Here is a 26,127-nt window from a genome sequence, read left to right on the forward strand (position 1 = left end):
AATCCCGATCCCCTCTGACCCAAAACCAGCCCCGCCAGGAAAAGCAAAAAACACAGACAATCCCGTAATGGTGATACCCAGAAAAAACACTATGGATATCACCCGCCTGGCACTGCAAGCCCTAAAGCGCCCATATATACAAACCGAATAGCACCGCCTTGTTTGAAGTTTCAATGCCTGCCTTGTGCAGGCATTTCCTGTATCCGCAAGCACCCAGGCTTGTGCTAACCCGTTAACTATTTTGAAAGGACAGCAAGAATTTTGTCTATCAAAACCATTTGGACGCTATTCCAAGGCGTAATCACCGCTATAGGTGCTTGGCTAGGAGCCTTCCTCGGTGGAACCGACTCCCTGCTCTACGCCATCGTAGCCTTCACCATCATCGACTACGCCACCGGAATACTAGCCGCAATCAACGCCCACAAACTATCCAGCTCGGTAGGGTTTCGCGGTATCGCCCGCAAAATCCTAATCTTCGCCCTCATCGGACTAGCCCACTTATTAGACGTGCATGTTCTTGGCACCCCCGGAGTGCTACGCACCGCCACCATCTTCTTCTACCTATCTAACGAGGGCATCTCCGTCCTGGAAAACTCTGCACTGTTAGGTCTGCCGATCCCGGGCGGACTAAAACAAGCATTAGACACAATCAAGCAAACCGGTCAAAACCAGCCCGCCTTAAAAACCAGCTCAACCCCGCCCGCTAAGGCGAGCAGTCCAGATAAATACTCCCCTCCCATCCCTCAGGCAGGCCAGACCAGCCCGGGCAAATATCTGCCCCAACACGCCCTCCCCGACGAAATAGAAAAACCATGAAAACAATTCTTAAATTCCTGGCACTCCTAGCAGTCTTAACGCTACTTACCGCCGGGATCTGGCTCCTTTTCGCCATATTCCTTTCATGGATACTGACCCCGCTTATCTACCTGCTCGCACTTTTTATCCTGGCCACCGGCTAAACCAACCAACAAAGAAACGGAGAACCCAAAATGAAGAACTGGAACACTCTAGAAGCTGACCTGAACCTGCTAATGAACAAACACTTCACCAAAGGCAGACAAGGCCGATCCATCAACAAAATAATCCTGCACCACAACGATGGAAACCTTTCCATACAAGGATGCTGGAACGTATGGCAAACCCGACCCGCCTCCGCGCACTACCAAGTAGAAACCAGTGGCCGTATCGGCCAACTCGTCTGGGATCGGGACACTGCCTGGCACGCGGGAAATTGGGTAGCCAACACCACCTCGATTGGAATCGAACACGCAGACGCATCCACCCACCCCTACCGTATCTCCGATGCCTGCCTAGAAAACGGGGCGCACCTTCTCGCCGCCCTGTGTCACTACTACAAGCTAGGCAGACCCTGTTGGGGCAAAAACATATTCGGACACCGCGACTTTTCCGCAACCGAATGCCCCGCCTCCATAGCCGGATCCCAACACGCCGCTTACATGGCCAGAGCCGGCTACTGGTACGACCAAATCAGCGGAAACAAACCCAACCCGCCATCTGCCGGTAAACCAGATATTGAAGCACTAGCCAACGCAGTTATCCGCGGCGAATACGGCAACGGAGACCAGCGACGCGCACGCCTGGGCGGACTCTACGACGCTGTGCAACGCAGAGTCAACGAAAAACTCGCGGCAGGATCTGCGCCGGCCGCGCCAAATATCGATGCCTTGGCAGACGCCGTGATTCGAGGAGAATACGGCAACGGCGCTACCCGCCGGGCACGTCTGGGAAATCTTTACAACCAGGTACAAGCCCGAGTAAACCAAAAGCTCGGCTGTTAACGATTCCCCCACCTATTCATCCTCAGCTAAATAGCCCCGCTACCGCCTCACATTTGAGGTGATAGCGGGGCTTTTTGTCATTTTTAGGGTGATTTCGGATTTAACAAACATCTGATGGTCGGCAGTTGGTTGAAAGGATGGTGAGTTTCTTTGAACCAACTAGACCAACAACGCGTCGCTAATCTTCGAGCCTGCGGGTGGGGTTATAAGAAGATTTCGGAGTATTGCGGGCTATCACGCGACCAGGTGCGCACCTATTGCGTAAAACACGGCCTCGAAGCTGCAGCACCACCAATCATGGAGCGGGTTTGCTCATGGTGCGGGCGCGCATTAACAAGTATTGATTCGCGTGCCAGGTTTTGTAGCGGCGCGTGCAGGCACGAATCCTGGCGATCAGGTCTGCACCGAATAAAAACCTGTCAGGGATGCGGGCAAACCTTCAACGCATTCGATAAGCCCGGCCAACAATATTGCACGCACGCTTGTTATATCCGGGCTCGTTTCGGCACTAAAGGTGGACGCAAATGAGCCCACCCCCACCCTTGGTTGACCAGCTATCAGACAACGCGATATTTGCTCGCGAACTCGGCTTTATTCGCGAGATCGAGATACTGGCAGCCCTTGAAGCTAGCGGAATGATTACTACCAGAGAACACGCCGACCTATACGCGGATCTATCTGCTGTTTACTGCCCGGTTTATCAGCCACGCACCCTTGGGTTTCTAACTGGATAAATCAGGCGTTTAGAGCGTGTATAGACATGAGGCTAATCAGGTGAGACTAGGAGGAATAGTGGCGAAAATCAAGCAGATAACACGGCTATCTGTTTCCAGACCAAAACTAGTGAAAGTCGCGGCATACGCGCGGGTTTCTACCAGTACCCGCCGCCAGCTCTCCTCAATATCGGCGCAAGTTTCTTATTACTCGCGCCTGATCCAGTCCACACCCGGATGGGACTATGCAGGCGTGTTTATCGACGAGGGAACCACAGGAACGAAAATGCGTGGTCGTCAAGGACTAGCTGATCTCATGGCGCTAGCTCATGGTGGCGGTGTGGATATTGTGTTGTGTAAATCGATTTCCAGGCTTGCCCGTAACACTGTTGACCTGTTGCAGATAGTGCGAGACCTTAAAAACCTCAATGTTTCTATTCGTTTCGAACGCGAAAACATCGATACCTCCACCAATGATGGTGAGCTGCTCTTGACGTTGCTGGCCTCGTTTGCTCAAGAAGAATCAGCCTCACTATCAGCGAACGTGAAATGGGCTATCCGTAATCGCTACAAGGATGGTGGCACTAATTCGTTCTTTATCTATGGATATGTTTGGACACAAGTAAAGTTCGTTATCAATCATGATGAAGCCCAGATAGTGCAACGATTATTTTCCAATTATCTAGCAGGGATTAGTCCTGAAAAGACGGCTAATCAGCTAAACAATGAGGGTTTGCGCTCTCGTGGCGGTGGGGTGTTTCACGGATCAGTGCTTCGTCGGATGCTTGAAAATGAGCGTTATAAGGGATGCCAGTTATTACAGAAGACCTTCAACAAGACCATCAGATCCACCTCCCGCACTCCCAACGACGGGGTTCTGACAAAATATTGGGTTGAAAAGGCACTACCAGTAATCATCGAACCAGCCCTTTTCGACAAGGTACAACAAGAAATTGCTCGCCGCCGCCAGATCGGACCTGCCGCGACACCATCGCTTAACACCGGAGTGTTTACAGGCCGTATTCGCTGCGGGACATGCAGGCGTAACTATCAACGGAAAACCCGCCGATATGCTTCAGGAAACTATTACCACTATTGGCGCTGCTGGAGCGCCTGTAAGGGGCAGGGAAACCCGTGTGGTGGGCATAATCTACGCGAAACCATGCTCCAGTCCATATGTGCCACGACCCTCAACCTAGAAGAATTTGACGAGCACGCTGTTGAAAACCACATCGTCACTATCGAAGCATTCCCTGACCACCTTATGATCCATCTTCGCGGTGCTAGGAGCATAAAGATTGCTCTAGATAAGCAAGGAAGACTTACATGAACACCCTAGCGCGCAGCGTTACCGCTATACCCGCTACCAAAAAACCAGGCCACAACCTTACCGCCTGTAACCCACTGTTCAAACGGAAGGTCGCAGCTTACGCTCGAGTCTCTACAGACCTGGAAGAACAAGCCACCAGCTACCAGACTCAAATCAACTATTACACCACCCATATTCAATCCCGCTCCGATTGGGAATTTGCTGGCATCTACACCGATGAAGGTATTTCCGCCACCTCCACCAAACACCGCCAAGGCTTCCAAAACATGATCACTGACGCCTTGAACGGCAAGATCGACCTCATCCTCACCAAGTCCGTATCACGGTTTGCTCGTAACACCGTCGATTCCCTCACCACCGTCCGCCAGCTAAAAGACGCCGGGGTGGAGGTATATTTCGAGAAAGAAAACATCTGGACTCTTGACTCTAAAGGCGAACTACTCATCACCATCATGTCCAGCCTCGCCCAAGAAGAATCCCGCTCCATCAGCGAGAACGTCACCTGGGGACACCGCAAACGCTTTCAAAACGGAAAAGTCATGGTGCCATACTCCTCACTGCTCGGATACAAGAAAGGCGCGGACGGCAACCTAGTCATCGACGAAACCCAGGCACCAACCGTGCGCCTTATATACCGGTTATTCTTGTCTGGCTTGTCCATCACCGAAATCCGCAAAGAACTACAGCACCGTGGCATTTTGACTCCTCGCGGTAAAACCAAATGGTCTACCTCAACCGTGCGCTCCATCCTATCGAACGAAAAATACAAAGGAGATGCGCTACTACAAAAGACGTTCACCGCTGACTTTTTAACCAAACGCATCGAAGAAAACCAAGGACAACTCCCCCAGTACTACGTGACCAGCAACCACGAACCCATCATCGACCCGAAAGTCTGGGACCAGGTTCAATACGAACTCGCCACCCGCCACGCGGCCAACACCGCCAAAATCGGACTGTTCGCCAGCCGCCTAAAATGCGCAGATTGCGGATCCTGGTACGGACGCAAAACCTGGGCATCCAACACTAAATACAAACACACTATCTGGCGATGCAACCACAAATACGACCATCCCCGTCCCTGCCAGACCGCTACCTTGCGTGATCAGCAAATCCAGACCGCGTTCCTTTCAGCACTGGACCAGCTCGCTAAAAACTATCGCGGGAAAGATCACCTACCACAAGCCATCACCGAAATGTTCAATACTGACCAGCTCGAGGCAGAATCCAGCCACCTAGATGACAAGATCCGCGCTCTTGCCAACCAGATCGAGGAGCTGATCGCTGAGAATCAACGCCTAGCGCAAGACCAAGAACAATACCTCGCCAAATACACCCAACTAGACGCGAAATACCAGAAAACACTCGCAGAAAAACACGCCGTTAACGCACAGATAACAGCCAAAAACGCCAAAGCCACCGCAATCAAAACCGCCTACTCCCAGCTAGCTGACAAACCCATCGAACACTTCACGGCCTGTCAATGGAACGCCCTAATCGACCACGCCATCATCGGCGCAAACCAGATCCGGTTCATTTTCAGAACCGGGAAAGAAATCATGGTCAATCTCTAATCCCACACCCTAAACGCGGCTAGAGCACCAGACTCGAACCGACACCGCTAGAACAGCGTTATTTGCGACTAAGAGAGGCGCATTTTTCATCTCCGTTAGCGAGTTAAACCCCAAACCCCTACCTGAACAGGGAAAACACGATACTAGGTAACGCAAAACCCAAACCCGCTAACGCAAGCGATTTTTCACACCCCCCTAAGCGATACTCGCTAACGCAAAAGGGTACTTATCAAATCCAACGTCTAAATGGAGCGAGTGACGGGAATCGAACCCGCATGACCAGCTTGGAAGGCTGGGGCTCTACCATTGAGCTACACTCGCAACTAGCTTTCCTTTCGAGTTAACGAAAGGCGCGAGAAACAGTGTAACCTATTAGAGGTCAGAAACTAAAACTGACGGGGCGTGGCGCAGTTTGGTAGCGCACCTGCTTTGGGAGCAGGGGGTCGCAGGTTCAAATCCTGTCGCCCCGACTATGTGATGTCCCGCGACATATGTCCGCATATGTCGCGGGATTTCTCCTATCCACACCCCAATACACGGCCCCAAAATCTGTATTAAACACTTGACACAGCACCCCGGCAGAGTTACTGCATTACTACATTGATACAGTAATCGAAAGGAGGGGACATGGAGCTAAACTCAGCGATACCAATCTGGAGCCAGCTGCGGGATGAGTTTTCTCGGCGCATTACTACTGGAAGCTGGCCACCGGGAAGCAAAATTCCCAGTGTGCGCGACCTAGCGCAAATGGTGGGAGCCAATCCCAATACGGTACAGCGCGCCCTATCCGAACTTGAGCGTGATGGCTTGGCAGTATCAGAGCGTACTGCGGGACGGTTTGTCACCCAAGACCAGGAGAAAATCTTGCTTACTCGCCAGAAAGCATTCCTGGAGCACACCGAACAGTTCGCCGCCACCATGAAAAAAGCGGGCGCTACCCTACCCCAAGCACTCGACCTCGTAGAAAAACAATGGAAAAAGGGAGAATCTCATGACTGACAACCAGTTAAACCAGTTCCCACCCCCACCGTCTTCACCTGTAGGCGGATACCCCGAGCAGATGGCAATGGCGAACCCTTCAACCGCTACCGCCGCTCCCCAGCAGGCTGCTCCCGCTATCGAAATAAAGGGAGTATCAAAGTTCTATGGTTCCCAGATCGGACTAGTTAACGCCAACTTAACCCTGCCCAGTGGCGGCATAGTCGCCCTGATGGGACCAAACGGGTGCGGAAAAACCACCCTCATGAAAATCTTGGCTGGAGTAATGCAAGATTACGAGGGCGAGGTGCGGCTTTTCGGACAAACCCCGGGAGCGGAAACCAAAGCTTTTACCTCCTACCTACCCGATAGTTCTTTGCTGGCAGATAACCTCACTCCGCGCTCGGCAATCCGCCAATACCGGGACTTGTTCACCGATTTTGATTCGGCGAAAGCCTACGAAATGGTAGATTTTTTCCGGCTGCCAGCCGATCGGAAGTTATCTGCCATGTCCAAAGGCATGCGCGAAAAGCTACAAGTAGCGCTGATTATGTCGCGAAATGCGCGCGTCTATCTGCTGGATGAGCCCATTAGCGGGGTGGACCCGGCGGCGCGGGACGTAATCTTGCGAGCCGTTATTTCCCGCTTCAATCCCCAGGCGGTGATGCTGCTGTCTACCCACCTGATCAGCGATGTCGAGCCCGTAGTATCTACTGCCGTCTTCATGTCTGCAGGACAAGTATTTTTAACCGGAGATGCCGACCAACTCCGCAGCACCTATCAAACCAGTCTGGACGGACTATTTAGGGGGATGTACCGATGATTAATAAAATAATGAAACACGATTTCCTGGCGCTGCGTAAACCGCTAGGTATTACCATCGGTTTGACCTTGTCGACCGCAATCTTAGCCGCGATAATCATGGTGATATTGCGTAACACCCTAGCACTCCTCCTAGTAACCCTAGCTTTTCCAGGACTAATAGCCGCCTACCTGGTGTATTCGATAATCCTTTTGGTTCACTATTACCGTTCCATGTACGGCAAAACTGGGTATTTCACCATGTCGATCCCGGCGCGTCCCGCCGAGCTGTTTTGGGCAAAAAGCCTATTTAACCTTTCAGCGCTCCGCCTCTCCGCCCTGCTGTTTTTTGGCGGAGGGCTACTGTTACTCACAGCTGCGATTTGGGGGGACCCGGATTCCACTGTCGCCGATCTAAAATCCTTCTTCACAACCAAAGAAGTCTGGCAAGTAGCTTTTCTGATTCTGACGACCCTGCTACTATCTTCTATTTCCAGTGTTTTCTTCTTCCAGTTCATAGTTACCGCCGGCAACGGCAGACCTTTCCTGGACCGTTTCGGAAAAATTGGCGGCCCGATATTAGTGGCGGTGCTGCTCTACGTGGGAATGCAAATTATTGGCTTCCTGCTACTGTTCATCCCCGGACGGGTGATATTTTTTGCTCCTGACGCCCCCTTCATCTCTTTGGATTGGGGAGGTTGCGTCCTCGACCAGGTGATTCCCTTTGACGATACCCGGGCTATAGATGTACAACCCCCGTCGATCTCAATCTGGTGGCTGTTTATCACCGCCATCCTCACGGCAGTCGCCGGTTATCTCACTACTATCTTCCTAAAGAAAGGTACTTCCCTGCGCTAAAAATGAGGTATTGAAAGCAGATTCCCTCAGGAGACCTCGAGGTAGTCTTCATTCGGGAAGCACAAAATCTAGGGTTAATACCCAAACTTCTTCCCCGCGCTTTTCTTGGTCAATCCGTGTGGAACTAACTCGTTTTCCCGCCTCTAAAAAACTACCAGCACGGGGTTACTAAACGGGAGAAAACTCCCTATCTTTGGGCAGGAGGAAAACCAATGCCCCTGCTTGAACTCCAGGTATGGCAACTATGGTGCCCGCCTCCTAAAGACCATAAAAGAAATCTGTATCAACCACTTGACACAGCACCCTCAGCGGAGTTACTGTATTACTACATTGATACAGTAACCGAAAGGACAGAAAGGAGGGGACATGGAGCTAAACTCAGCGATTCCGATCTGGAGCCAGCTGCGCGACGAGTTTTCTCGCCGCATCACTTCTGGAAGCTGGTCACCGGGAAGCAAGATTCCCAGTGTGCGCGACCTCGCGCAAATGGTAGGGGCTAATCCGAATACGGTGCAGCGTGCCCTATCGGAACTAGAGCGGGAAGGTCTGGCGGTATCAGAGCGTACCGCAGGACGGTTCGTCACCCAAGACCAGGACAAAATCTTGCTTACTCGCCAGAAAGCATTCCTGGAACACAGCGAACAGTTCGCCGCCACCATGAAAAAAGCTGGGGCTACCCTGCCCCAAACACTCGACCTCGTAGAAAAACAATGGAAAAAGGGAGAATCTCATGACTGAAAATCAGTTAAACCAGTTCCCACACCCTCCGTCTACACCTACAGCCGGAAACCCCGCGCAGATGGAATTCCTCACCGCAGCTAGCGACCCCGATGCTACTCCAGCGCCGGCAGTAAACTCCCCTAGCGGTGACTCTTCAGAACCGGCCGCTATCGAAATCAAAGGAGTATCGAAGTTCTACCGTTCCCAAATCGGTCTTTCCAATGCGAGCTTAACTTTACCCAGTGGAGGAATAGTGGGGTTGATGGGACCAAATGGTTGCGGCAAAACCACCCTGCTGAAAATCTTGGCGGGGGTAATGCAGGACTATGAGGGCGAGGTGCGCCTTTTCGGACAAACCCCCGGACCCAAAACCAAGGCCTTCACTTCCTACCTGCCGGATACTTCCCTCCTGGCAGATAACCTCACTCCCCGGGCAGCGATTACCCAATACCAGGATTTCTTCGCTGATTTTGACAGCAACAAAGCACAGGAAATGGTAGATTTCTTCCGCCTACCTGCTGATCGGAAACTTTCCGACATGTCCAAGGGGATGCGCGAAAAACTACAAGTGGCACTAATAATGTCACGAAACGCTCGCATCTACCTGCTAGACGAGCCCATCAGCGGGGTGGACCCGGCGGCACGGGAAGTAATCTTGCGGGCAGTTATCTCTCGTTTCAACCCGCAGGCAATCATGCTGCTATCTACCCACCTAATCAGTGATATCGAACCGGTGATTTCCACCGCAGTATTTATGTCCGCAGGACAAATATTTTTAAGCGGAGACGCAGACCAACTCCGCAGCACCTACCAAACCAGTCTGGACGGACTATTTAGAGGGATGTACCGATGATTAAAAAAATAATGAAACACGATTTCCTGGCGCTACGTAAACCGCTAGGAATCACCCTGGCAGTAGCAGTGATAACCTCGCTGGTAATAACGGGAATAGATCTACTAATGCCGGCCATTGCCAGCAATCGGGTCATGATTCCCACCGCTACCACCTTTACCGTCTTGGGCTTCATAACAGTTATCGCCGTTCCGGTGGTTTACTGGGTGTTCATAGTTATCCATTATTACCGCTCTATGTACGGGAAAACCGGATATTTCACCATGTCGATACCGGCAGAAGCCCACCAGATATTTTGGGCAAAAACCCTGTTCAACTCGGTAGTGCTGATAGTGTCCCACCTGGTCATGTTGGGGTGTTTCCTTCTGCTCTCCGCGGGGATAGTAAACCTGATTGCCCCGTTTACAGACGACGATTGGGGCCTTAGCGGCGATAGTTGGAATACCATTTGGCAAACTATCCTGCTAGTGGCATTGTTCTTAATCTTTACCTCAATCACCGGCGCTATCGGCCTGCAATTCGTGATCACCACCGGTAACCACGCTCCCTTCTTGGATCGTTTTGGGCGTATCGGCGGCCCGGTGCTAGTCGCAGTACTAACCTACGTTGCTTTGCAAATATTCAATGCCATAATGATTATTCCACCTGGACAAATACTCTTTTTCGAGCCAAATTCTCCCATAGTTTCCTTTGATTGGGGAGGCGGACTACTCAACCTGTTTAGTATTGGCAGCCCCTCGTCAGACGCTAATCTAGCTATCTCGATCTGGACGATTATTGGCAGCATCCTAGCCACTATCGTTATGGGCTGTTTCACCGCCGACTTCATCAAGAAAGGAACTTCGCTGCGCTAAATAACTGGGCTAATACCCAAATAACCTCTAGTAGGAAACTATAAAAGAATAAATCAAAAGCCCCTAGCAGGATAACTGCTAGGGGCGCTTTCTTAACTTCGAGCTTTACTCGAAATCGTCTGCCGGGCTGTACAGTCCCAGCTTTACCGCTTTGGTCAGGTGACGAGGTGCCACATAGGAACGCCCATCATTGCCTTTGACCGTAGTAAGCTGGGGTGCCTTGGCTTTCCAAGCAGACCGCCGAGTGCGGGTATTCGCACGAGACATTTTGCGCTTTGGTACTGCCATCACGGACTCCTCTAACTAATACAAATACAAAAATAACCTCTATAACTGTGCCATTTATGACGGAAAGATTCCAGTTTCAACCATGTGATTTGTACCGCGAGCACCTTCTTTCGGGTAAAAACGGGGCAAGAAAAGCAATTTTTATTTCCGAGGGCGCGCTGGCTCTAAAGCCAGAGCTTCCCCCTCCCCCTCCTAACAAAATAGATAGGATCGAGCTATGCGCACTATCTATGCCCCTGCCCGCAGTGATATCGAGATTAAACGTTCCCGCTTTATCGCCTCCTGTGCGCGTACCGATAGTGAGGAGGCCGCCCGGGAGTTTATCGCCCAGATTCGCCGCGAGTTCCCCGATGCTCGCCACCACTGCACCGCTTTCCTCATTCACCAGGATTCTGGCCCCGATACCGCCCGTAGCAGTGATGATGGGGAGCCGGCGGGAACTGCTGGCAACCCGATGCTAAAGGTATTAACCGAATCGGGGCTAACCAATCTGACCTGTGTTGTTACCCGCTATTTCGGGGGTACCAAACTGGGTACCGGCGGGTTAGTGCGCGCCTATTCTGGCGCGGTGCAAGCGGTATTGGAGGACGCCCAAACCGTGCGGATGGTTACCCAACCTTCCTACCAGCTGCAGCTACCGATCAGCGAAGCCGGAAAAATCGAGGCAAAACTTACCCAAAACGGTTACCAGATCCTGGCGCGCGACTTTGCCCAAGATGCCACCTTGCGCTTTTCTGCCCCCCTGGAAACTACCCAGTCGCAGATTGAAAGCTACTTATCGAGCATCAGCGGGCGGGAAATCAGCGTAGAGAAGGCGCCGGAGATAACTTGCGAAGTGCGAGAATAATCGCCGCCCTGCCCAGCGGGTTTATTAGATCTTGACGCTACCTTGCTTAGTCCGGCTATTAACGCCGGTATCGGGCAGCCAACCGGCATGCCCCGGGTAGGAGCGCCCGGGCATCCAGCAGTTATCCCCAATTTTACTGAGCGCATAAAAGTTGCGGCTCTAAAACCGAAGATGTTAAAACTTGAAGTAACCAAGTTTTAACGACAGATCGGAGAGGCAAATGCGTTTTCCCGCCATCTCTCGCTGTCGGCTATGTATCTAGGGGCATCCCGCCGACCGCCAGGCGCGGGTTGTCCCTCGGGGCAGCAAACTATTTTCGCCCCGATTCCCGACTTTTATAGCTGGCTTCCCAGCATCCCTCACCACTAAAACTCTTTAAAGGAAAAGCATGAATATCGCAAAAGACGTAACTGAATTAGTAGGCCACACTCCCCTAGTTAGAATCAATCACCTGCTGCCAGCCGATTTTGACGGCGAAGTAGTCGCCAAAGTTGAATCCTTCAACCCCGCCTCCTCAGTTAAAGACCGAGTGGCGCTAGCGATGGTAAACGCCGCCGAAGCCTCTGGAAAGTTAAAGCCCGGCGGCACTCTGGTGGAGTCCACCTCTGGAAACACCGGGGTGGCACTAGCGATGGTGGGCGCTGCCCGTGGCTACAAAGTGGTAATCACTATGCCCGAATCTATGTCGAAAGAGCGCCGCGCCCTGATGCGCGCCTTCGGAGCGGAGTTGGTTCTGACCCCGGCAGCAGCAGGCATGCAAGGAACGGTGGACGCCGCCCAGAAAGTGGTGGCAGAACGCGAAGGAGCCATATTAGCTTCCCAGTTCACCAATCCGGCTAACCCCCAGGCTCATTTTGAAACCACCGCCGAGGAAATCTGGGCAGACGCCGACGGCCAGGTTGACGCCTTCGTCGCCGGAATCGGTACCGGCGGTACCGTCACCGGAGTAGGCAGCCGGCTAAAGGAACTAAATCCCGATATCCAGGTTTTTGGGATTGAACCGGCAGAATCTGCCCTGCTCACTACGGGAGAGGCCGGCGCGCACGGGATTCAAGGAATCGGGGCTAACTTTGTGCCTGAGATTCTAGATTCTGCGGTAATGAACGAAATCCTAACCATAAAAACTGAGGATGCAGTGGCGATGGCGCGCGAAGCCGCCACTAAAGAAGGGCTGCTAGTGGGAATCTCCGCGGGAGCGGCCTTAGCGGGAGCGTTGCGTTTGGCGCAGCGCCCTGATATGAAGAGTAAACGTATCGTGACTTTGCTACCCGATACTGGCGAGCGTTACCTCACTACCCCGCTGTTTAAAGATTTGATGGACTAGGAGCAAAAATGGCGAAGCCGGAACCAACTTTGGTGCAACTATGTAAAGAAGATTTAGCGGCTGCCATTAATTCGGATCCGGCTGCCCGCAACAAACTAGAAGTGGCACTAACCTATCCGGGGGTGCATGCAGTCTGGGCGTACCGCCTGGCGCATTCGCTGTTCAAGAAAAACTTGAAACTACTGGCCAGGATAGTTTCTTCGATTGCTCGCAGCTATACCGGGGTGGATATTCACCCCGGAGCCCGCCTGGGGCGGCGTCTGTTTATCGACCATGCGGACGGAGTAGTTATCGGGGAAACCACCAAAATTGGCACCGATTGCGTGCTGTTTCACCAGGTCACATTAGGTGGGGTGTCAATGACCAAAGGTAAGCGACACCCCACCCTCGGGGATCGGGTAATGGTGGGAGCCGGCGCCAAAGTACTCGGTCCTATCCACGTGGGCTCTGATGCGCGGATTGCCGCCAATGCGGTAGTAGTACGGGACGTGCCCGCAGGATGTTCCGCCATTGGGGTACCGGCGCGAGTTTCTCCGGGCTGCAAGCAACAAAAGACAGCTGAACTGATTATCGACCCCACTTTGTTCATCTAGGACGCGGAGCCGCTGGTAAAGCCAGCCTGCACGCCCTCGGAAAAGCAGCTGAGTTTCTTTAGTGAGAGCGTCTTTGCAGCCAAGAAAGGCGCCCTGAGAAAAGTTTCCCCCCAGGGCTTAAAGCCTTCCTAACCGGGCAGAATCGGTTTAACAGCAGGTAAAAAAGTCCTTCTGATGAACGCAAACGCCATGCCGGATGTATTTTCGACTACAATTTAAGGGTAACCAGCTAGGTACGGAGGAAATATGATTAACACAGTTCCGGAAATCGTTACCGGAGTTACTCGCGGGGACTCTGACGCCTGGGAGCAGGCCCGCTTCCTACTCACTGACTACTACTGTCAAGCACACAATCCGCGAATTACCTTGTTTTCGCTCACCTCCAAGTTTTCCCCTAGTTTTCCTCTGCAACCACAAACCGATGATTCCTCTTGGGAAGGTGCCTGCCGCTTACGAGATTGCGATCTCCTAGCCCTGGCAAACCTAGATCTTGCAGTCGACAGTGAAGGTTTGGATCAGCTTTTTGCCTCTGAACCGCTGCCTGAACTAATGGAGCAAATCCCCGCCGAAACCCAGTTGGTAGATATTCCTTCCCAGGTGTTCGACAGCGAAACTGGGGCTCTAACGCAGCTGTGGACAGCATTAACTAAAGATCCGCTGGTGTTAAAACCAAAAGCGGCGGCGGCACTTTTAGCTCGGCTACGTCCGGCGGCGCTTCCCCTGTTTTCTAAGGATGACCGTCGTCCCTGGGGGGACGTCACCGATTACGTGCAGTTCTGTCAAGATCTCCATGAGTTGCTACTGGCTGACCGCGGACGGCTCGCACACCAGCTTTATTACCTGCGGGAAGCCTTGGAGCTGCCCGAATGGGTTTCGCAAGTACAGCTTTTGCAAGCGCTAGTGTTTTCGGCTTGGCAGGCCAATCACGCGGCGGAAAAAGAACGGCTCCGTCAAGAAAAAGCGGCTCGCCGTCAAGAGCGGGAGGAAGAAAAACTTCGCAAGAAACTCGCTAAACGCACCAAGAAACAGCGCAAGAAACTCGCAAAAAAGCAAGAGGCGCAAAGTCAGGCGCAAAAAGCTGCCGAGGCTAAGGCGAAAAAAGCTCAGCGCAAGGAAGGTGAGGAAACTAGCGAGGTTGACCAGGCAAAGCGTCCGGTAAACGCTCGCCATCTGGGAGGGGAGGAACCTGCCGACCTGGGTAACTCCCGCGCAGCCCGCAGCCGGCGGGGACGCCACGTGCGGGGCAAGGACGCAGATGAGGGGTTCATCTCTACCGACCCGGTATCTCTATAAGCTTTCCTACTTCCCTAATCTTTTTCCTGCCCCTTAGCTGGCACCTGCAGCTAAGGGGCAGGAACTTTTTAACCCTTCACCCCTAAAATGGAGCTATGACGAGTTTTGATTTGGAAACCTACACCCAAGGTTTAACTGACTTTATTTCTGCTTCTCCCTGTGCCACCTTCGCTGCCCGCACTCTGGCTGAGTTATACAGCTCCCAGGGGTTCAAACAAGTTGACCCCTCGCAGCCTTGGCCGCAAAACCCTGGCCGTTACTTCTTACGCCGTAAAGGCGCCCTCATCTCCTGGATTGTACCTGCCGGCTCCCCCAAAGGTTTCCGAATCATCGGCAGTCATTCTGATTCTCCGGCTTTTAAACTAAAACCCACCCCCGATAGCCTCAGCCCCGATGGCTGGGGGCAGCTCAATGTAGAAGTTTATGGAGGAATGCTCCCTAACTCTTGGTTAAATCGGGAACTAGGGATCGCCGGAATCGTTTATGACCGCTCCGAAGGGTGCTACCCGGTGCGTACCGGACCGATCGCCATTATCCCCCAGCTAGCTCCCCACCTGGATCGGGATTCCGCGAACAAACTGCAATTAGACCGGCAGCAACACTTGCGTCCCCTCTGGTACGTAGGGGGATCCTCGAGGAAGATTCTGGACCTAATAGCACAGCAGGCGGGACTTAGCAGCGCCGATGAAATCACTAGCCACGAACTCTATACTTTCGATACCCACGCCCCGCAGCGGCTGGGAACTGACGGAGAGTTCCTGGCTTCTGCCCGTCAAGATAACCTGCTATCGGTCTACAGCGCCACTAAAGCCCTATTAAGCCTGGCAGAAACGGACTTTCAGGGAGAAAATATTCTGATCAGCGCGGCATTTGACCATGAGGAAGTCGGTTCCCACACCGAAACCGGGGCCGCCGGTCCCCTGTTAGAACAGGTGTTGCGCCGCTGCGCCCTCGCCACGGGTGAAGTGGAAGCCTTTGAACGGATGCTGGCAGCGTCCTCGTGTCTATCAGCAGATGTTGCCCACTCGGTAAACCCCAACTATCCGGAAAAACACGACCCCGATACCCGACCGGTAATGGGAGCCGGGCCGGTACTCAAACTCAATGCTTCGCAGCGGTACGCCACCGATGCGCAGGGCTGGCATATTTGGGAGGACGCGGCGCGGCGAAGTGAAGTTAAAACCCAAAGCTTCGTCTCAAACAATGCCGTCACCTGCGGGTCAACTATCGCCCCCATGACTGCTACCCGCCTGGGGATAACCACTATTGATGTGGGGGTACCTATTTTGTCGATGCATACTGCCCGAGAAATGTGCGCCCTCAGCGACCAGGTGGAGATGGCGAAAATAATGCAGGCCTACCTGCAGAAATAACTGTTAGTGGTGGGCCATACTGGTTTCGAACCAGTGACCTCTTCCGTGTGAAGGAAGCGCGCTACCCCTGCGCCAATGGCCCGGTGAACGTAGACCAGGTTACCGGATTTTGCGGGTGCAATCCAAATCTGCTGTATCTGCTGTGATTATTTTCCAACCCTAATTTTTCTTTCGAATTCAGAAGCCATATTCATTGCAATACTAACCGCCAAAGGCAGCTTCTAGTCTGAAAACAAGTTCTAGGCGGTCACCAATTTGGCAGCGACTACCAAAGGCAGCGACTATTTAGCCTGTTGGCGCCGTGAATACCAGATCGACAGCAGCGCCGTTCCCACCAGGACAATCAGGATGTAACCCATGGAAAAACCGATAGAGGGTTCCGGAACCATCTGTGCCCATTTCTCTATCCCCAGGAAGGGAGCCTCGTGGGCAGCATGGATGATTAACTTCACGCCGATAAATCCTAGAATCAGTGCCAGCCCGTAATGTAAGAATGCCAGGCGCTCCAACAGTCCGTCTACTAGGAAGAATAGTTGTCGCAGCCCCATTAGAGAGAAGGCAGTAGCCGCAAATACAATAAAGGGGTGCTTAGTGAGACCAAAGATTGCGGGAATGGAGTCAAAAGCAAACATTAAATCCGCAGAGCCAATCGCCATAATCACCAAGAACATGGGGGTCACGTAGGTTTTCCCCCGGTGACGGTAGAGTAGTTTAGCTTCCCGGAAACCTTCCGAAACTGGCAGTACCCGCCGCACCAGCGAGGTGAACTTGTTTTCCTGGTAGCCCTCTGCAGACTCCCCTTCGTCCTCTTTAGTGATTCCTTCCCGTGCCTGACTGATGGCGGTATAGATCAGGAACACCCCAAAAAGGTAAAAAATCCAGGCGAACTCGTTGATTAAAGCAGCGCCAATCAGAATAAATGCTAGGCGCAGCACCATCGAGATTACGATTCCCAGCATGATTACTTTTTGCTGGTAAGCACGGGGAACCTTGAAACCGTTCAGAATAATGATGAAAACAAATAGGTTATCCAGGGAAAGTGACCATTCGGTGATCCAACCTGCCCAGTACTCGGCAGCTAGATTCAGATCCCATTGCAGCCAAACCACCAACCCGAAAGCGGCCGCAATCGCCATATAGATACCGGACCATACGGCGGCCTCTTTAATGGTAGGTTCGTGAGCTTTACTGACGTGTCCGCGAAAATCAATAATCAATAAAGCCAGAATAATGACTGCTAACAGCAGCCAGTTCCACCAATGAATTACCTCGTGACCAGGGGTGGCATTGAGCGTAGGTACCAGACCCATGCAGCGTTCTCCATTTCGTTGCTGTTATGCCAAGGTCTTCTTCCGCCGTTTCCGGCCCAACCAGCCGGGCAAGTTTGCCGTGATGACGGCTGGTTTGTTAGTGGAAGTACTCCCCTTCCGCGATTACCTTCTTATTCTAACGTGTTTTAGTCGCAACCCCGAACCGTGATCTGGCCAATGCCGCCGTTCCCATCTGGTACCGATAATTACCAGTCCCGATAGGGAAATCAGGCTACAAATTACAACTACCAGCCATTGCGCGAAACTTAGAATCTCTAAGGCGAAGAAGTTACGCACCACCGGCACCGCAATCGCCGTGATTACCAAGGCAATCATGGCGATAACTAAGCCTCCCCGCCAACTGTGTAATGGTCGGGATAAAATCGCCAGCAACCCTAGCGCCCCAATAGCTAAGACGATGGTGGCGACCGAGGTTGCCGCCTCAGTACGCCCTATCCACAGGTAAGCGGCAATCGAGGTGGCGCCACAAAGCAGCCCCGCCGGTAAAGCCAGTTGCCCCACCCGACGTAAGAAACCGGGACGGTAGCGTCGATTCGAGGGCGCGAGCGCCAAGAAAAACGCGGGAATCCCGATGGTGGTAGAAGATATCAAGGTCAAGTGTCGAGGCAGATAGGGATAACGTATCCCTAGAACCCCTACTACCAGCGCTAACAGGGCAGCGTAGGTTGTTTTGGATAAAAACAGGGTGGATACCCGTTCCATGTTTCCTAGCACGCGACGCCCCTCCCGGAGTACCTGCGGCAAAGTAGAGAACTTGGAATCAATGAGGACGGCTTTCGCCGCGGACTTGGTGGCTTGGGCGGCATTTCCCATCGCAATCCCCAAATCCGCGTCTTTGAGCGCCAGGGCATCATTTACCCCGTCCCCGGTCATCGCCACGGTTTTCCCTGCTTTCTGCAAGGCTTGCACCAGGGCGCGTTTTTGCTCCGGGGTGACTCGCCCAAATACCCGGTGTTCCTTGAGTACCTGGGCAATCCCTTCCGCGTCCTCCGGCAGCTTCCGGGCGTCAAACCCGGTGGTTTCTATCCCGACCCTTCCCGCTAGAGCCGCGACCGTGACCGGGTTATCCCCGGAAATGATTAGGACTTCCACCCCTTCTTCCCTAAAGAAATCCAGGGTTTGCGCAGCGTCTTCGCGGAGGCGTTCGGCCAGCACTATTAGCGCGCTTAACTGTAAACCGACAGGCAAAGCAGGGTTCTCTGGCGAAATCTGTTCATTTTGACTGTGTGCCAAGGCCAGTACCCTCGCGCCTTGCCCCGCCCAGGTTCCGGTTTGCTCTTGGGTTCGACTATCGGCAGCCAACACAATTTCGGGAGCGCCCAGCACCCAGGTATCTGCGCCGCTAACCACCGCTGACCATTTGCGAGCGGAATCAAACGGCACTAGCTGCGGGTTTTCAATATCTGTAGGAAGGGTTGCCAGATCGCCATTTAGACGCTGATAGATGGCTGCCGACGTGTCGTTATCGCTCTCTTTAGTCAAAGCTGCCAGGGCTGCTTGCGCGTCTTTATCCAGGGCGCCGCCGGGAACTAACTCTTCTTTCCCGGGTAGCACGAAGCCGCGCGCCCCAATCTCACCGGTTGTAAGAGTACCAGTTTTATCTAAGCAGAGAGTATCTACCCTGGCCAGGACTTCTACTGCGGGCAACTCTTGCATTAGCACCCCTTGGCGCACCAGCTTTAAAGAAGCAGCAGCAAAGTTAATAGAGGTGAGCAAGACTAGCCCTTGGGGTATCATCCCTACCATTCCGGCAACTACCGCCACCACTACCGGGCCAATATTTACCCAGTTAACTTCCCCTAGTCCTCCCAGGTTACGAACCTGCGCCGCCGCCAGTAGGACGATAACCAGAGGTAAACAATAGGTGATGACCTTCAAGATCTTATTAATTCCGGCTTCCAGCTCCGAATGTGCCATCTTGAATTTGCGAACCTGGATAGCCATATCATTCGCCCACGACTGGCTGCCTACCGCCGATACCTTTACATATCCATCACCAGCTACTACCGCAGCGCCAGAAAAAATTTCTTCTCCCCTTTGCCGGGCGCGCGGAACTGACTCCCCGGTGAGGTTGGATTCGTCCAGGTAGATTCCACCGGTGGCAATGATTTTCCCATCGGCAGGCACCTGGTCACCGCGCCGCAAATGCAACAAGTCTCCTTGCACAATCTGGCGGGGAGAAATTTCTTTTTCTGCCCCGCCGCGCACCACCATCACCGGATTTTCTTGCAAAATACTGATTTTCTCTAACACGCGTTTAGCGCGAAGTTCAGAAACAATGCCGGTCAGGGCGTTAACCACCATCACTATCCCGAAAACCGCGTCTGCCCAATGCCCAAAAATCAATGTGACCACAATGCAAATACTGAGAATCGCGTTAAACAAGGTAAACACATTGGCACGCAAAATTTGTCGCACAGTGTGACTGGCTCGGGGGGTGAATTGGTTGACCAGCCCCGCGGCTTTCAATTTCGCGACCTCGGTTTCGCTCAGTCCTAGCAGCTGATCTTCCAGTTCTTCGCTGCACGCTTCCCCGCTATGCGTGGGCGCTAGCGTTCCTTTTCTGTTTCCAGAGACGGGAAGGGGACGGGCACTTATCGCATCACCCGGGGCGGAAGGGTCTGACTGTCTATTGCTATCGCTCAATTCGCCTCCCGCATTTGTTGCAGTTCTTTCTTTAAGTCTCGTACTTCATCGCGCAGCCGCGCCGCCACCTCGAACTGTAACTGCCGGGCGGCCTCTTGCATTTGCGCGGTGAGTTCCGCGATTAGCTCTGCTAGGCTAGATTCGTTTTGATTCGCCAGCCGTTCTCGCACGTCCTGCCCGGTCTGCCGGCGGGTCTGCGCATCCGGTCCGCTCCCTGCCCCCCGATATCCGGTACCGAGCAAAGATTCGGTATCAATTTCTTCGCGCGCCAACATATCGGTAACGTCCGCGATTTTCTTACGCAGCGGTTGGGGGTCAATCCCGTGCTCCCGGTTATAGGCCAGCTGTTTTTCTCGCCGCCGCTCGGTTTCCTCAATCGCCGCCCGCATGGAATCAGTGACCTGGTCAGCGTACATATGTACTTCCCCGGATACGTTACGAGCCGCGCGCCCTACGGTTTGAATCAGGGAGGTGGTAGAGCGTAAAAACCCTTCCTTATCGGCATCCAGGATTGAAACTAGCGACACTTCCGGCAGGTCTAGCCCTTCTCGCAGCAGGTTAATCCCTACTAGCACGTTAAATTTGCCCAGCCGCAGTTCTCGCAGCAGTTCCACTCGCCGCAAAGTATCCACATCGGAATGCAGATATTCCACTAGCACTCCCCGCTCCGCCAGGTATTCGGTGAGGTCTTCAGCCATTTTCTTGGTCAAGGTAGTGACCAACACCCGCTCGTTTTTTTCACTGCGAACCAAGATTTCTTCCATCAGGTCATCGATTTGCCCCGCGGTGGGTTTAACCACAATCTTCGGGTCAACGAGGCCGGTGGGTCGAATGATTTGTTCTACTACCCCATCGGAGCGTTCTAATTCATAAGGCCCCGGGGTCGCCGATAGATAAACGGTTTGCCCGATCCGTTCTTGGAATTCTTCCCATTTCAAAGGACGGTTATCCATCGCCGAGGGTAGGCGGAAGCCGTAATCGACCAGGGTGCGTTTACGGGACATATCCCCATGGAACATGGCTCCAATCTGGGGAACCGTGACGTGGGATTCATCGATTACCAGCAGGAAGTCTTCGGGGAAATAGTCGAGGAGGGTGTTGGGAGGGCTACCGGGTCCGCGCCCATCAATATGGCGGGAATAGTTTTCAATACCGGCGCAGGTACCGATCTCGCGCATCATTTCCAGATCGTAGGTGGTGCGCATCTGCAAGCGCTGTTCTTCTAAAAGTTTTCCCTGTTCATGGAAGTATTTCAGCCGCTCGCCGAGTTCGTCCTCGATTCCGTCTAAGGCGCGCTGCATCCGTTCTGGGCCGGCCACATAGTGAGAGGCAGGGAAAATAAACACCGAGTCTTCCTCGTCGATTACTTCCCCGGTGATGGGATGCAAGGTGGCCAGGGAATCGATTTCATCCCCGAACATTTCAATCCGGATCGCCATTTCCTCGTACATGGGGATGATATCGATAGTGTCTCCGCGCACCCTAAAAGTTCCCCGCGTAAACGCCATATCGTTGCGCGTGTATTGCATGGTGATAAAGCGTTTCAGTAATTCATTACGCTCTATTTGCATCCCCACTTCTAAGGGCACCATCCGCGCCACATATTCTTGGGGAGTGCCCAGGCCATAGATACAGGAAACCGAAGACACCACGATTACGTCTCGGCGCGTCAGCAGAGAGTTAGTGGCAGAGTGCCGCAGCCGCTCGACCTCGTCGTTTATAGAAGAATCTTTTTCGATATAGGTATCGGACTGGGGTACGTAGGCTTCTGGCTGATAATAGTCATAGTAGGAAACGAAGTATTCCACCGCGTTATCGGGGAAAAGTTCGCGCAACTCCGCCGCCATTTGGGCAGCCAGAGTCTTATTGGGCTCCATTATCAAAGTGGGACGCTGCACCTGCTCTACCAGCCAGGCGGAGGTCGCCGATTTTCCGGTCCCGGTTGCCCCCAACAGAACAATGTCTTTTTCCCCATTGTTAATCCGCTGCGTGAGCTCGGCAATCGCCTGCGGTTGATCCCCAGACGGCTGATAGGACGCCTGCACTTTAAAAGGCTTCTTAGCGCGACGCAGATCCAGTTGCTCACTCACGTCCCCCAGTCTACTAGGGGCGGAGGCACTAAGGATGGTAGCGAGGACGCGGTAAGCGTTAAGAATCACGTCTTGGTGATTTGCTGGAAACTAGCTGCCCCCGATAAACTCGGGGAGGTAACGGGCTGTGGCGCAGTTTGGTAGCGCACTTGACTGGGGGTCAAGGGGTCGCAGGTTCAAATCCTGTCAGCCCGACAAATGCGCTGGTAAAATACTGTTTAGGGCAACAAGATTTCCAGCTAAATAGTAACTCTACTCTCAAAACCACTCTCATTACCCGAAAAATTAAGATGCTTTTCCCACATGGTGGGTGTTATGGATGGGTGATTTTGGGTATTAACCCGGTTTTGGAGGTGATTACAGCTCCAGTTCATTCACCTTCTGTTGGACAGCAGCACGGGCGCGAATCGCGTCTAATACCTCCTGCTTCTCTAGCGTGAACGCTTCGCCTCGCTGAGCTTGCTTCTGCTGCTTGCGCGGTTTTCAACAGGGCGGATTGCGACCCGACTGGAATCGCAAGGTATCAAAGTTTCACCGCAAAGCGTGGATCATTTTTAGGTCTGATGTTCGAAGCTCATATGTTTTACCCGCGCCGCCGGGTCGCACAAGCCCGTTGCGGCGTCAGTCCGGCAACACGGGGCTCAGTGACAACGGTTCGGGCAAATCCATTGTGATACTCAACTGTAACGCGGGGTCGGCAAACACCCTCCCATTGGAAGTCATCGCGAGGGCGCGATACGCCCCACCCAGAACGCCCTTCTGAGTCAAATCGTGCAGCAGGGGGCTTCCTCCCGCAATCAGCGCGGTAGAGAGAGCCTCGCAACTCATCGCGTCAGGTCCCACCACAAGTGCCGCACAAATATCGGTAAACGCGAGCTGCCCGTCCAGACCGCGAATGTGGCTGCGCACCAGACTGGGGACAATCTGGGTTTGCGGCAGCATTGAATTAGAGAGGGACTCGTTTTCTATCTGCAGGTCTCCCAAGAATTCCCGGCCTGTCCAGGGAGATTGCACTCTGATGATGGCTCGGCGGTCCGGCGCCACAATCGACGAACCCCCGAAGGACACCAAGATGCCGCTACCCCCTGATTCTTGAATGAGAGAAGCCAGCTGCGCAGCCGCGTAACCTTTCGCGATACCTCCCAAATCTAGGCCCCCAGCCCCCACACCGTCGGTGAGACGAGCCTGCTCGCCCCGCAACTGCAGCGTTTCGGCGTCCCAGCCCAGGCACGGAAATAGTTTAAAAAAACCCCCGGTACGCTGCGCCCATTCCTGAGCAGCCCCAAACACCGCGGCACAGTGCGGCCCGACATCCCTCCACTCGGTATCCAAGCGGCTCACGGGAGAATCCGCCCGAAACCGCGACAGGTCATCCTCCAACTGCGCCACCCTTTGCGGCAGACTCACCCGGAGAACCTCCGCGACCTGGGGAGTGCTGCGCCACGATGCCGACACCAGCGTCCCCATCGCCGCAAAGGTAATAGTGGTTTCTCCTGGTGGAGTCGGCGTTAGGTACACGAACGCCTACTTTTGCGCTGCTTCCATAGCCGTCTGAACCGCATCGAGGAACAGCCGATGTGACAACGATGCCCCGGACACCCTATCGACCTTATTTTGATCCCCGGTCTTCTGGAACTGCTGCACATAACGCTGTTCAGCGCTGATAGCGGCTTGGGCGCGCTGGTAAAACTCCGTGTCTATCCCGCCGCTAGCGGTTTTCCCGTAATTTTCGTCATGTGCCGTCCCGTCTTTGTCATAGAGACGAAACTCAGCGTCAACCACCTGACCGTTCTTAATCGTAAACTGAACTTTACCGACTGTACCGTCCTCGTCGGGCAGCGAGCTGCCCGCGTATTGCCCGTCCGGCAAGGTCGACGCCGCTGGGTAAGACCCGCAGCCACTGAGGGCGACCATGCCGATTGCGAGTAGCGCCCCCGCGGTCGCTTTACGCATCATTTCCTCCCGTCTCAAGCATTTGTGGGTCACATTTTTCTGCGGTTTGCGATTGGTTGTGGACTTCTCTGACGATTTTCCCGTGTTCCAAAATGATTTGGCGCTGCCCTTGCCGAGCAACGTTGGCATCATGGGTGACGACCAGCAGGGTGGTGCCCTCCCGATGCAGCTGCGAAAAGAAGTCGATAACGATGTTTTCGTTTGCCTCGTCGAGGTTTCCGGTCGGTTCGTCGGCCAGGATGACGGAGGGGTGGTTGATGAGGGCACGAGCCACGCACACGCGCTGCTGCTCCCCTCCAGACAGTTCATGAGGGAGGTGGGTGGCGCGAGCGGACATGCCCACCCGGTCTAGTGCCTCCATTGCCTCGGCTTCATCGGGGAGGGAATGGTAGTACTGGGCCATCATCACGTTTTCTACCGCCGAGAGGTGCTTTACCAGGTGGAACTGTTGAAAGATGAGGCCAATCTTGCGGCGACGCACCGCGGCCAATTCCAGTTCACCCATTTTGTCCAGACGCTCGCCCTCCAGGTAAACCAGTCCTTCGGTGGGGGAATCCAGACAGCCCAGAATGTTCATCAAAGTTGACTTGCCCGAACCGGACGGCCCCACTACCGAGAGCCACTCGCCGCGAGTTATGTCGAGGCTGACATTATCCAGCGCCGCCAACTCGCCGTATTTTCGAGACACCTTCTCAACTCGATAAATCAATTGTTCATCATTATTATCTGCCATAGCATTCTCACTCTCCACCAAGAACATTTATAGGATTAATCCGGGCAATACGTTTAGCCGGCCACAGAGAACCGATAACCGCTACCGCTACCGAAAAAACAATCGTGAGGACTAAAATTATCCAGTTAATTTCTACTCGTGCCAGGAAAACTTTTTGCAATATGTAATCGGCCAGACCGATTCCCAGCAAGACCCCTAAGAAGCCTCCGAACAGCCCTAACATTATCGATTCCCCGATAAGTTCCGTGAATACGTCCTTGCTCAAAGCCCCCAATGCCTTTTTCAGCCCAATCTCGCGAGCGCGTTCCGAGACAATCGAACTCAGTGTCGCGGATACCGCAATCAGCATTAGCGCGGAAATAATAATACTGACCAACCAAATTAGGTTGCTTAGAGTATGGGCAATGCGGGTTTCATTTTGGGTAGTTCGACGCACCACTTCAGCGTCAACCCCGTTGACCTTTTTTCCGATGGTTTTCGCTAAAGCGCTCAATTGGGAAGTATCGCCTTTCAGTGAATATTCCACCAAACTGTAGCCATCGGCAACCCCACCCATAGCGGTGTAACTGTCCGGGCTTAACACCGCCAGGTCGTCCTCGGGGCCGCCGGTGCGCAGCAGCCCGGAGATTTCCAGCTGTTTGCCAGCCCGGTTGTCATGCCCCGAATCGTCCCCCCCGGTGTTTTCCCGCAGCTGCGCCACCTTGAGGCCAATCAGGTCACCGACGTGCAGACGGAATTTTTCTGCGAGGTTCACCCCTAACAGGATCTGTTCGCTGCCCTGCGGCACTTTCCCGTCGATTGACCAGTAGGGTCGGACTGACCGGGCGTCGGCAAATTTCGTCACCATGAGGGGGACGGGCTGCTGACCGTAGAGCAGGTTACCGTAACTGTAGCCGGCCCGCCCCATCAGACTCTCGCCGCACTGCCGGTCGATGGCAGACACCGTTTCCCGAGTAATTACATTGGAACCTTGCGGCAACACCACCAGGTTTGCCCCAAACGAACGCAGTTCCTTAGCGATGTAATCGGGAACTGTCACCGCCACCAGCCCCAACCCGGACAGGATGGAGGCACCCATTGCGATTGCCAGGGAAGCAATCATAACCCGGGAGAAACGGTGCGCAAAGGCTTTCCAAATGATGCGCACGAACATGCGTTTGTGTGAGTTCATTCCCG

General features: G+C 53.5%; 24 protein-coding genes and 4 tRNA genes. 18 read left to right on the forward strand and 10 right to left on the reverse strand.

What is annotated here, in order from left to right; translation table 11 throughout:
- The first annotated feature begins 261 nt into the window (after nt 1-261).
- The 5 genes from BQ5456_RS01475 to BQ5456_RS01495 all read left to right on the forward strand — a co-directional run bounded on the left by BQ5456_RS01475 (nt 262) and on the right by BQ5456_RS01495 (nt 5,416).
- Nucleotides 262-816 carry a phage holin family protein gene (locus tag BQ5456_RS01475; protein ID WP_071128440.1) on the forward strand — a complete coding sequence of 185 codons (555 nt, stop codon included), beginning with the start codon at nt 262-264 and terminating at the stop codon, nt 814-816.
- Nucleotides 817-989: 173 nt separating this feature from the next.
- Nucleotides 990-1,799 (forward strand): N-acetylmuramoyl-L-alanine amidase, encoded by an 810-nt coding sequence (locus tag BQ5456_RS01480; protein ID WP_071128441.1) that lies wholly within the window; start codon nt 990-992, stop codon nt 1,797-1,799.
- 524 nt (nt 1,800-2,323) lie between these two features.
- Complete coding sequence (locus BQ5456_RS01485; protein WP_071128442.1) at nt 2,324-2,533, forward strand: hypothetical protein; 210 nt, start codon at nt 2,324-2,326, stop codon at nt 2,531-2,533.
- A gap of 58 nt (nt 2,534-2,591) precedes the next feature.
- Nucleotides 2,592-3,842 carry a recombinase family protein gene (locus BQ5456_RS01490; protein WP_071128443.1) on the forward strand — a complete coding sequence of 417 codons (1,251 nt, stop codon included), beginning with the start codon at nt 2,592-2,594 and terminating at the stop codon, nt 3,840-3,842.
- Nucleotides 3,839-5,416, forward strand: coding sequence for a recombinase family protein (locus BQ5456_RS01495; protein ID WP_071128444.1), 1,578 nt, complete (start codon nt 3,839-3,841; stop codon nt 5,414-5,416). Before BQ5456_RS01490 ends, BQ5456_RS01495 begins: the two co-directional genes overlap by 4 nt.
- A gap of 247 nt (nt 5,417-5,663) precedes the next feature.
- Here BQ5456_RS01495 and BQ5456_RS01500 read toward each other — a convergent pair.
- Nucleotides 5,664-5,737: transfer RNA gene (locus BQ5456_RS01500), tRNA-Gly, on the reverse strand.
- Nucleotides 5,738-5,812: 75 nt separating this feature from the next.
- Between BQ5456_RS01500 and BQ5456_RS01505 the strand changes: the two genes are divergently transcribed.
- From BQ5456_RS01505 to BQ5456_RS01535, 7 genes are all read left to right on the forward strand, one after another.
- Nucleotides 5,813-5,886, forward strand: a tRNA-Pro gene (locus BQ5456_RS01505).
- A 157-nt stretch (nt 5,887-6,043) separates the two neighbouring features.
- The gene (locus BQ5456_RS01510) at nt 6,044-6,415 is read left to right on the forward strand and encodes a GntR family transcriptional regulator (RefSeq protein WP_071128445.1); all 372 of its coding nucleotides are present in this window, start codon (nt 6,044-6,046) and stop codon (nt 6,413-6,415) included.
- Between the two features lie 61 nt (nt 6,416-6,476).
- Entirely contained in the window at nt 6,477-7,217 is a 741-nt protein-coding gene (locus tag BQ5456_RS01515; protein ID WP_071129864.1) for an ABC transporter ATP-binding protein, read from the forward strand.
- Nucleotides 7,214-8,053 (forward strand): hypothetical protein, encoded by an 840-nt coding sequence (locus BQ5456_RS01520; protein WP_071128446.1) that lies wholly within the window; start codon nt 7,214-7,216, stop codon nt 8,051-8,053. The genes BQ5456_RS01515 and BQ5456_RS01520 overlap by 4 nt, the downstream gene beginning before the upstream one ends.
- Before the next feature lie 366 nt (nt 8,054-8,419).
- Nucleotides 8,420-8,791: a GntR family transcriptional regulator gene (locus tag BQ5456_RS01525; RefSeq protein ID WP_071128447.1), complete on the forward strand. Its 372-nt coding sequence runs from the start codon at nt 8,420-8,422 to the stop codon at nt 8,789-8,791.
- Nucleotides 8,792-8,852: 61 nt separating this feature from the next.
- Complete coding sequence (locus BQ5456_RS01530) at nt 8,853-9,626, forward strand: ABC transporter ATP-binding protein (protein ID WP_071129865.1); 774 nt, start codon at nt 8,853-8,855, stop codon at nt 9,624-9,626.
- The gene (locus BQ5456_RS01535; protein ID WP_071128448.1) at nt 9,623-10,480 is read left to right on the forward strand and encodes a hypothetical protein; all 858 of its coding nucleotides are present in this window, start codon (nt 9,623-9,625) and stop codon (nt 10,478-10,480) included. The genes BQ5456_RS01530 and BQ5456_RS01535 overlap by 4 nt, the downstream gene beginning before the upstream one ends.
- 105 nt (nt 10,481-10,585) lie before the next feature.
- Here the strand turns inward: BQ5456_RS01535 and rpmF are convergent, their stop codons facing one another.
- Nucleotides 10,586-10,768 (reverse strand): 50S ribosomal protein L32, encoded by a 183-nt coding sequence (rpmF, locus tag BQ5456_RS01540; RefSeq protein WP_071128449.1) that lies wholly within the window; start codon nt 10,766-10,768, stop codon nt 10,586-10,588.
- Nucleotides 10,769-10,985: 217 nt separating this feature from the next.
- On the opposite strand from rpmF, the gene BQ5456_RS01545 reads away from it, so the two are divergent.
- From BQ5456_RS01545 to BQ5456_RS01565, 5 genes are all read left to right on the forward strand, one after another.
- Nucleotides 10,986-11,615: a YigZ family protein gene (locus BQ5456_RS01545; protein ID WP_071128450.1), complete on the forward strand. Its 630-nt coding sequence runs from the start codon at nt 10,986-10,988 to the stop codon at nt 11,613-11,615.
- A 388-nt stretch (nt 11,616-12,003) separates the two neighbouring features.
- Nucleotides 12,004-12,939, forward strand: coding sequence for a cysteine synthase A (gene cysK, locus BQ5456_RS01550; RefSeq protein WP_071128451.1), 936 nt, complete (start codon nt 12,004-12,006; stop codon nt 12,937-12,939).
- 8 nt (nt 12,940-12,947) lie between these two features.
- Nucleotides 12,948-13,532 (forward strand): serine O-acetyltransferase, encoded by a 585-nt coding sequence (gene cysE / locus BQ5456_RS01555; protein ID WP_071128452.1) that lies wholly within the window; start codon nt 12,948-12,950, stop codon nt 13,530-13,532.
- Between the two features lie 246 nt (nt 13,533-13,778).
- A complete protein-coding gene (locus BQ5456_RS01560; protein ID WP_071128453.1) occupies nt 13,779-14,825 on the forward strand; it encodes a DUF6308 family protein in 1,047 nt (348 codons plus the stop codon).
- A 95-nt stretch (nt 14,826-14,920) separates the two neighbouring features.
- Nucleotides 14,921-16,198 (forward strand): M18 family aminopeptidase, encoded by a 1,278-nt coding sequence (locus BQ5456_RS01565; protein ID WP_071128454.1) that lies wholly within the window; start codon nt 14,921-14,923, stop codon nt 16,196-16,198.
- 7 nt (nt 16,199-16,205) lie between these two features.
- Here the strand turns inward: BQ5456_RS01565 and BQ5456_RS01570 are convergent.
- From BQ5456_RS01570 to uvrB, 4 genes are all read right to left on the reverse strand, one after another.
- A tRNA-Val gene (locus BQ5456_RS01570) sits at nt 16,206-16,280 on the reverse strand.
- Nucleotides 16,281-16,479: 199 nt separating this feature from the next.
- Nucleotides 16,480-17,508, reverse strand: a complete 1,029-nt coding sequence (locus BQ5456_RS01575) for a TerC/Alx family metal homeostasis membrane protein (protein ID WP_071128455.1) — start codon at nt 17,506-17,508, stop codon at nt 16,480-16,482.
- 123 nt (nt 17,509-17,631) lie between these two features.
- Nucleotides 17,632-20,175 carry an HAD-IC family P-type ATPase gene (locus BQ5456_RS01580; RefSeq protein ID WP_235858510.1) on the reverse strand — a complete coding sequence of 848 codons (2,544 nt, stop codon included), beginning with the start codon at nt 20,173-20,175 and terminating at the stop codon, nt 17,632-17,634.
- Nucleotides 20,172-22,265 (reverse strand): excinuclease ABC subunit UvrB, encoded by a 2,094-nt coding sequence (gene uvrB / locus BQ5456_RS01585; RefSeq protein WP_071128456.1) that lies wholly within the window; start codon nt 22,263-22,265, stop codon nt 20,172-20,174. The genes BQ5456_RS01580 and uvrB overlap by 4 nt, the downstream gene beginning before the upstream one ends.
- A gap of 121 nt (nt 22,266-22,386) precedes the next feature.
- On the opposite strand from uvrB, the gene BQ5456_RS01590 reads away from it, so the two are divergent.
- A tRNA-Pro gene (locus BQ5456_RS01590) sits at nt 22,387-22,460 on the forward strand.
- A 426-nt stretch (nt 22,461-22,886) separates the two neighbouring features.
- On the opposite strand, the gene BQ5456_RS01595 is transcribed toward BQ5456_RS01590, so the two are convergent.
- From BQ5456_RS01595 to BQ5456_RS01610, 4 genes are read right to left on the reverse strand one after another with little or no spacing between them, the layout of a single operon-like run.
- Nucleotides 22,887-23,783, reverse strand: coding sequence for an FAD:protein FMN transferase (locus BQ5456_RS01595; RefSeq protein WP_071128457.1), 897 nt, complete (start codon nt 23,781-23,783; stop codon nt 22,887-22,889).
- A 6-nt stretch (nt 23,784-23,789) separates the two neighbouring features.
- A complete protein-coding gene (locus BQ5456_RS01600; protein ID WP_071128458.1) occupies nt 23,790-24,218 on the reverse strand; it encodes an FMN-binding protein in 429 nt (142 codons plus the stop codon).
- Nucleotides 24,211-24,951, reverse strand: a complete 741-nt coding sequence (locus tag BQ5456_RS01605; RefSeq protein WP_231725803.1) for an ABC transporter ATP-binding protein — start codon at nt 24,949-24,951, stop codon at nt 24,211-24,213. Before BQ5456_RS01605 ends, BQ5456_RS01600 begins: the two co-directional genes overlap by 8 nt.
- Before the next feature lie 7 nt (nt 24,952-24,958).
- The gene (locus BQ5456_RS01610) at nt 24,959-26,122 is read right to left on the reverse strand and encodes an ABC transporter permease (protein ID WP_235858511.1); all 1,164 of its coding nucleotides are present in this window, start codon (nt 26,120-26,122) and stop codon (nt 24,959-24,961) included.
- Between the last annotated feature and the right edge of the window lie 5 nt (nt 26,123-26,127).

Source organism: Varibaculum massiliense, from assembly GCF_900106855.1.
Lineage (GTDB): Bacteria > Actinomycetota > Actinomycetes > Actinomycetales > Actinomycetaceae > Varibaculum > Varibaculum massiliense.

Coding starts and splice junctions, on each gene's coding strand:
- BQ5456_RS01480 (WP_071128441.1), top strand. CDS start 990: ATGAAGAACTGGAACACTCTAGAAGCTGACCTGAACCTGCTAATGAAC.
- BQ5456_RS01485 (WP_071128442.1), top strand. CDS start 2,324: ATGAGCCCACCCCCACCCTTGGTTGACCAGCTATCAGACAACGCGATA.
- BQ5456_RS01495 (WP_071128444.1), top strand. CDS start 3,839: ATGAACACCCTAGCGCGCAGCGTTACCGCTATACCCGCTACCAAAAAA.
- BQ5456_RS01510 (WP_071128445.1), top strand. CDS start 6,044: ATGGAGCTAAACTCAGCGATACCAATCTGGAGCCAGCTGCGGGATGAG.
- BQ5456_RS01515 (WP_071129864.1), top strand. CDS start 6,477: ATGGCAATGGCGAACCCTTCAACCGCTACCGCCGCTCCCCAGCAGGCT.
- BQ5456_RS01520 (WP_071128446.1), top strand. CDS start 7,214: ATGATTAATAAAATAATGAAACACGATTTCCTGGCGCTGCGTAAACCG.
- BQ5456_RS01525 (WP_071128447.1), top strand. CDS start 8,420: ATGGAGCTAAACTCAGCGATTCCGATCTGGAGCCAGCTGCGCGACGAG.
- BQ5456_RS01530 (WP_071129865.1), top strand. CDS start 8,853: ATGGAATTCCTCACCGCAGCTAGCGACCCCGATGCTACTCCAGCGCCG.
- BQ5456_RS01535 (WP_071128448.1), top strand. CDS start 9,623: ATGATTAAAAAAATAATGAAACACGATTTCCTGGCGCTACGTAAACCG.
- rpmF (WP_071128449.1), bottom strand. CDS start 10,768: ATGGCAGTACCAAAGCGCAAAATGTCTCGTGCGAATACCCGCACTCGG.
- BQ5456_RS01545 (WP_071128450.1), top strand. CDS start 10,986: ATGCGCACTATCTATGCCCCTGCCCGCAGTGATATCGAGATTAAACGT.
- cysK (WP_071128451.1), top strand. CDS start 12,004: ATGAATATCGCAAAAGACGTAACTGAATTAGTAGGCCACACTCCCCTA.
- cysE (WP_071128452.1), top strand. CDS start 12,948: ATGGCGAAGCCGGAACCAACTTTGGTGCAACTATGTAAAGAAGATTTA.
- BQ5456_RS01560 (WP_071128453.1), top strand. CDS start 13,779: ATGATTAACACAGTTCCGGAAATCGTTACCGGAGTTACTCGCGGGGAC.
- BQ5456_RS01565 (WP_071128454.1), top strand. CDS start 14,921: ATGACGAGTTTTGATTTGGAAACCTACACCCAAGGTTTAACTGACTTT.
- BQ5456_RS01575 (WP_071128455.1), bottom strand. CDS start 17,508: ATGGGTCTGGTACCTACGCTCAATGCCACCCCTGGTCACGAGGTAATT.
- BQ5456_RS01600 (WP_071128458.1), bottom strand. CDS start 24,218: ATGCGTAAAGCGACCGCGGGGGCGCTACTCGCAATCGGCATGGTCGCC.
- BQ5456_RS01605 (WP_231725803.1), bottom strand. CDS start 24,951: ATGGCAGATAATAATGATGAACAATTGATTTATCGAGTTGAGAAGGTG.
- BQ5456_RS01610 (WP_235858511.1), bottom strand. CDS start 26,122: ATGAACTCACACAAACGCATGTTCGTGCGCATCATTTGGAAAGCCTTT.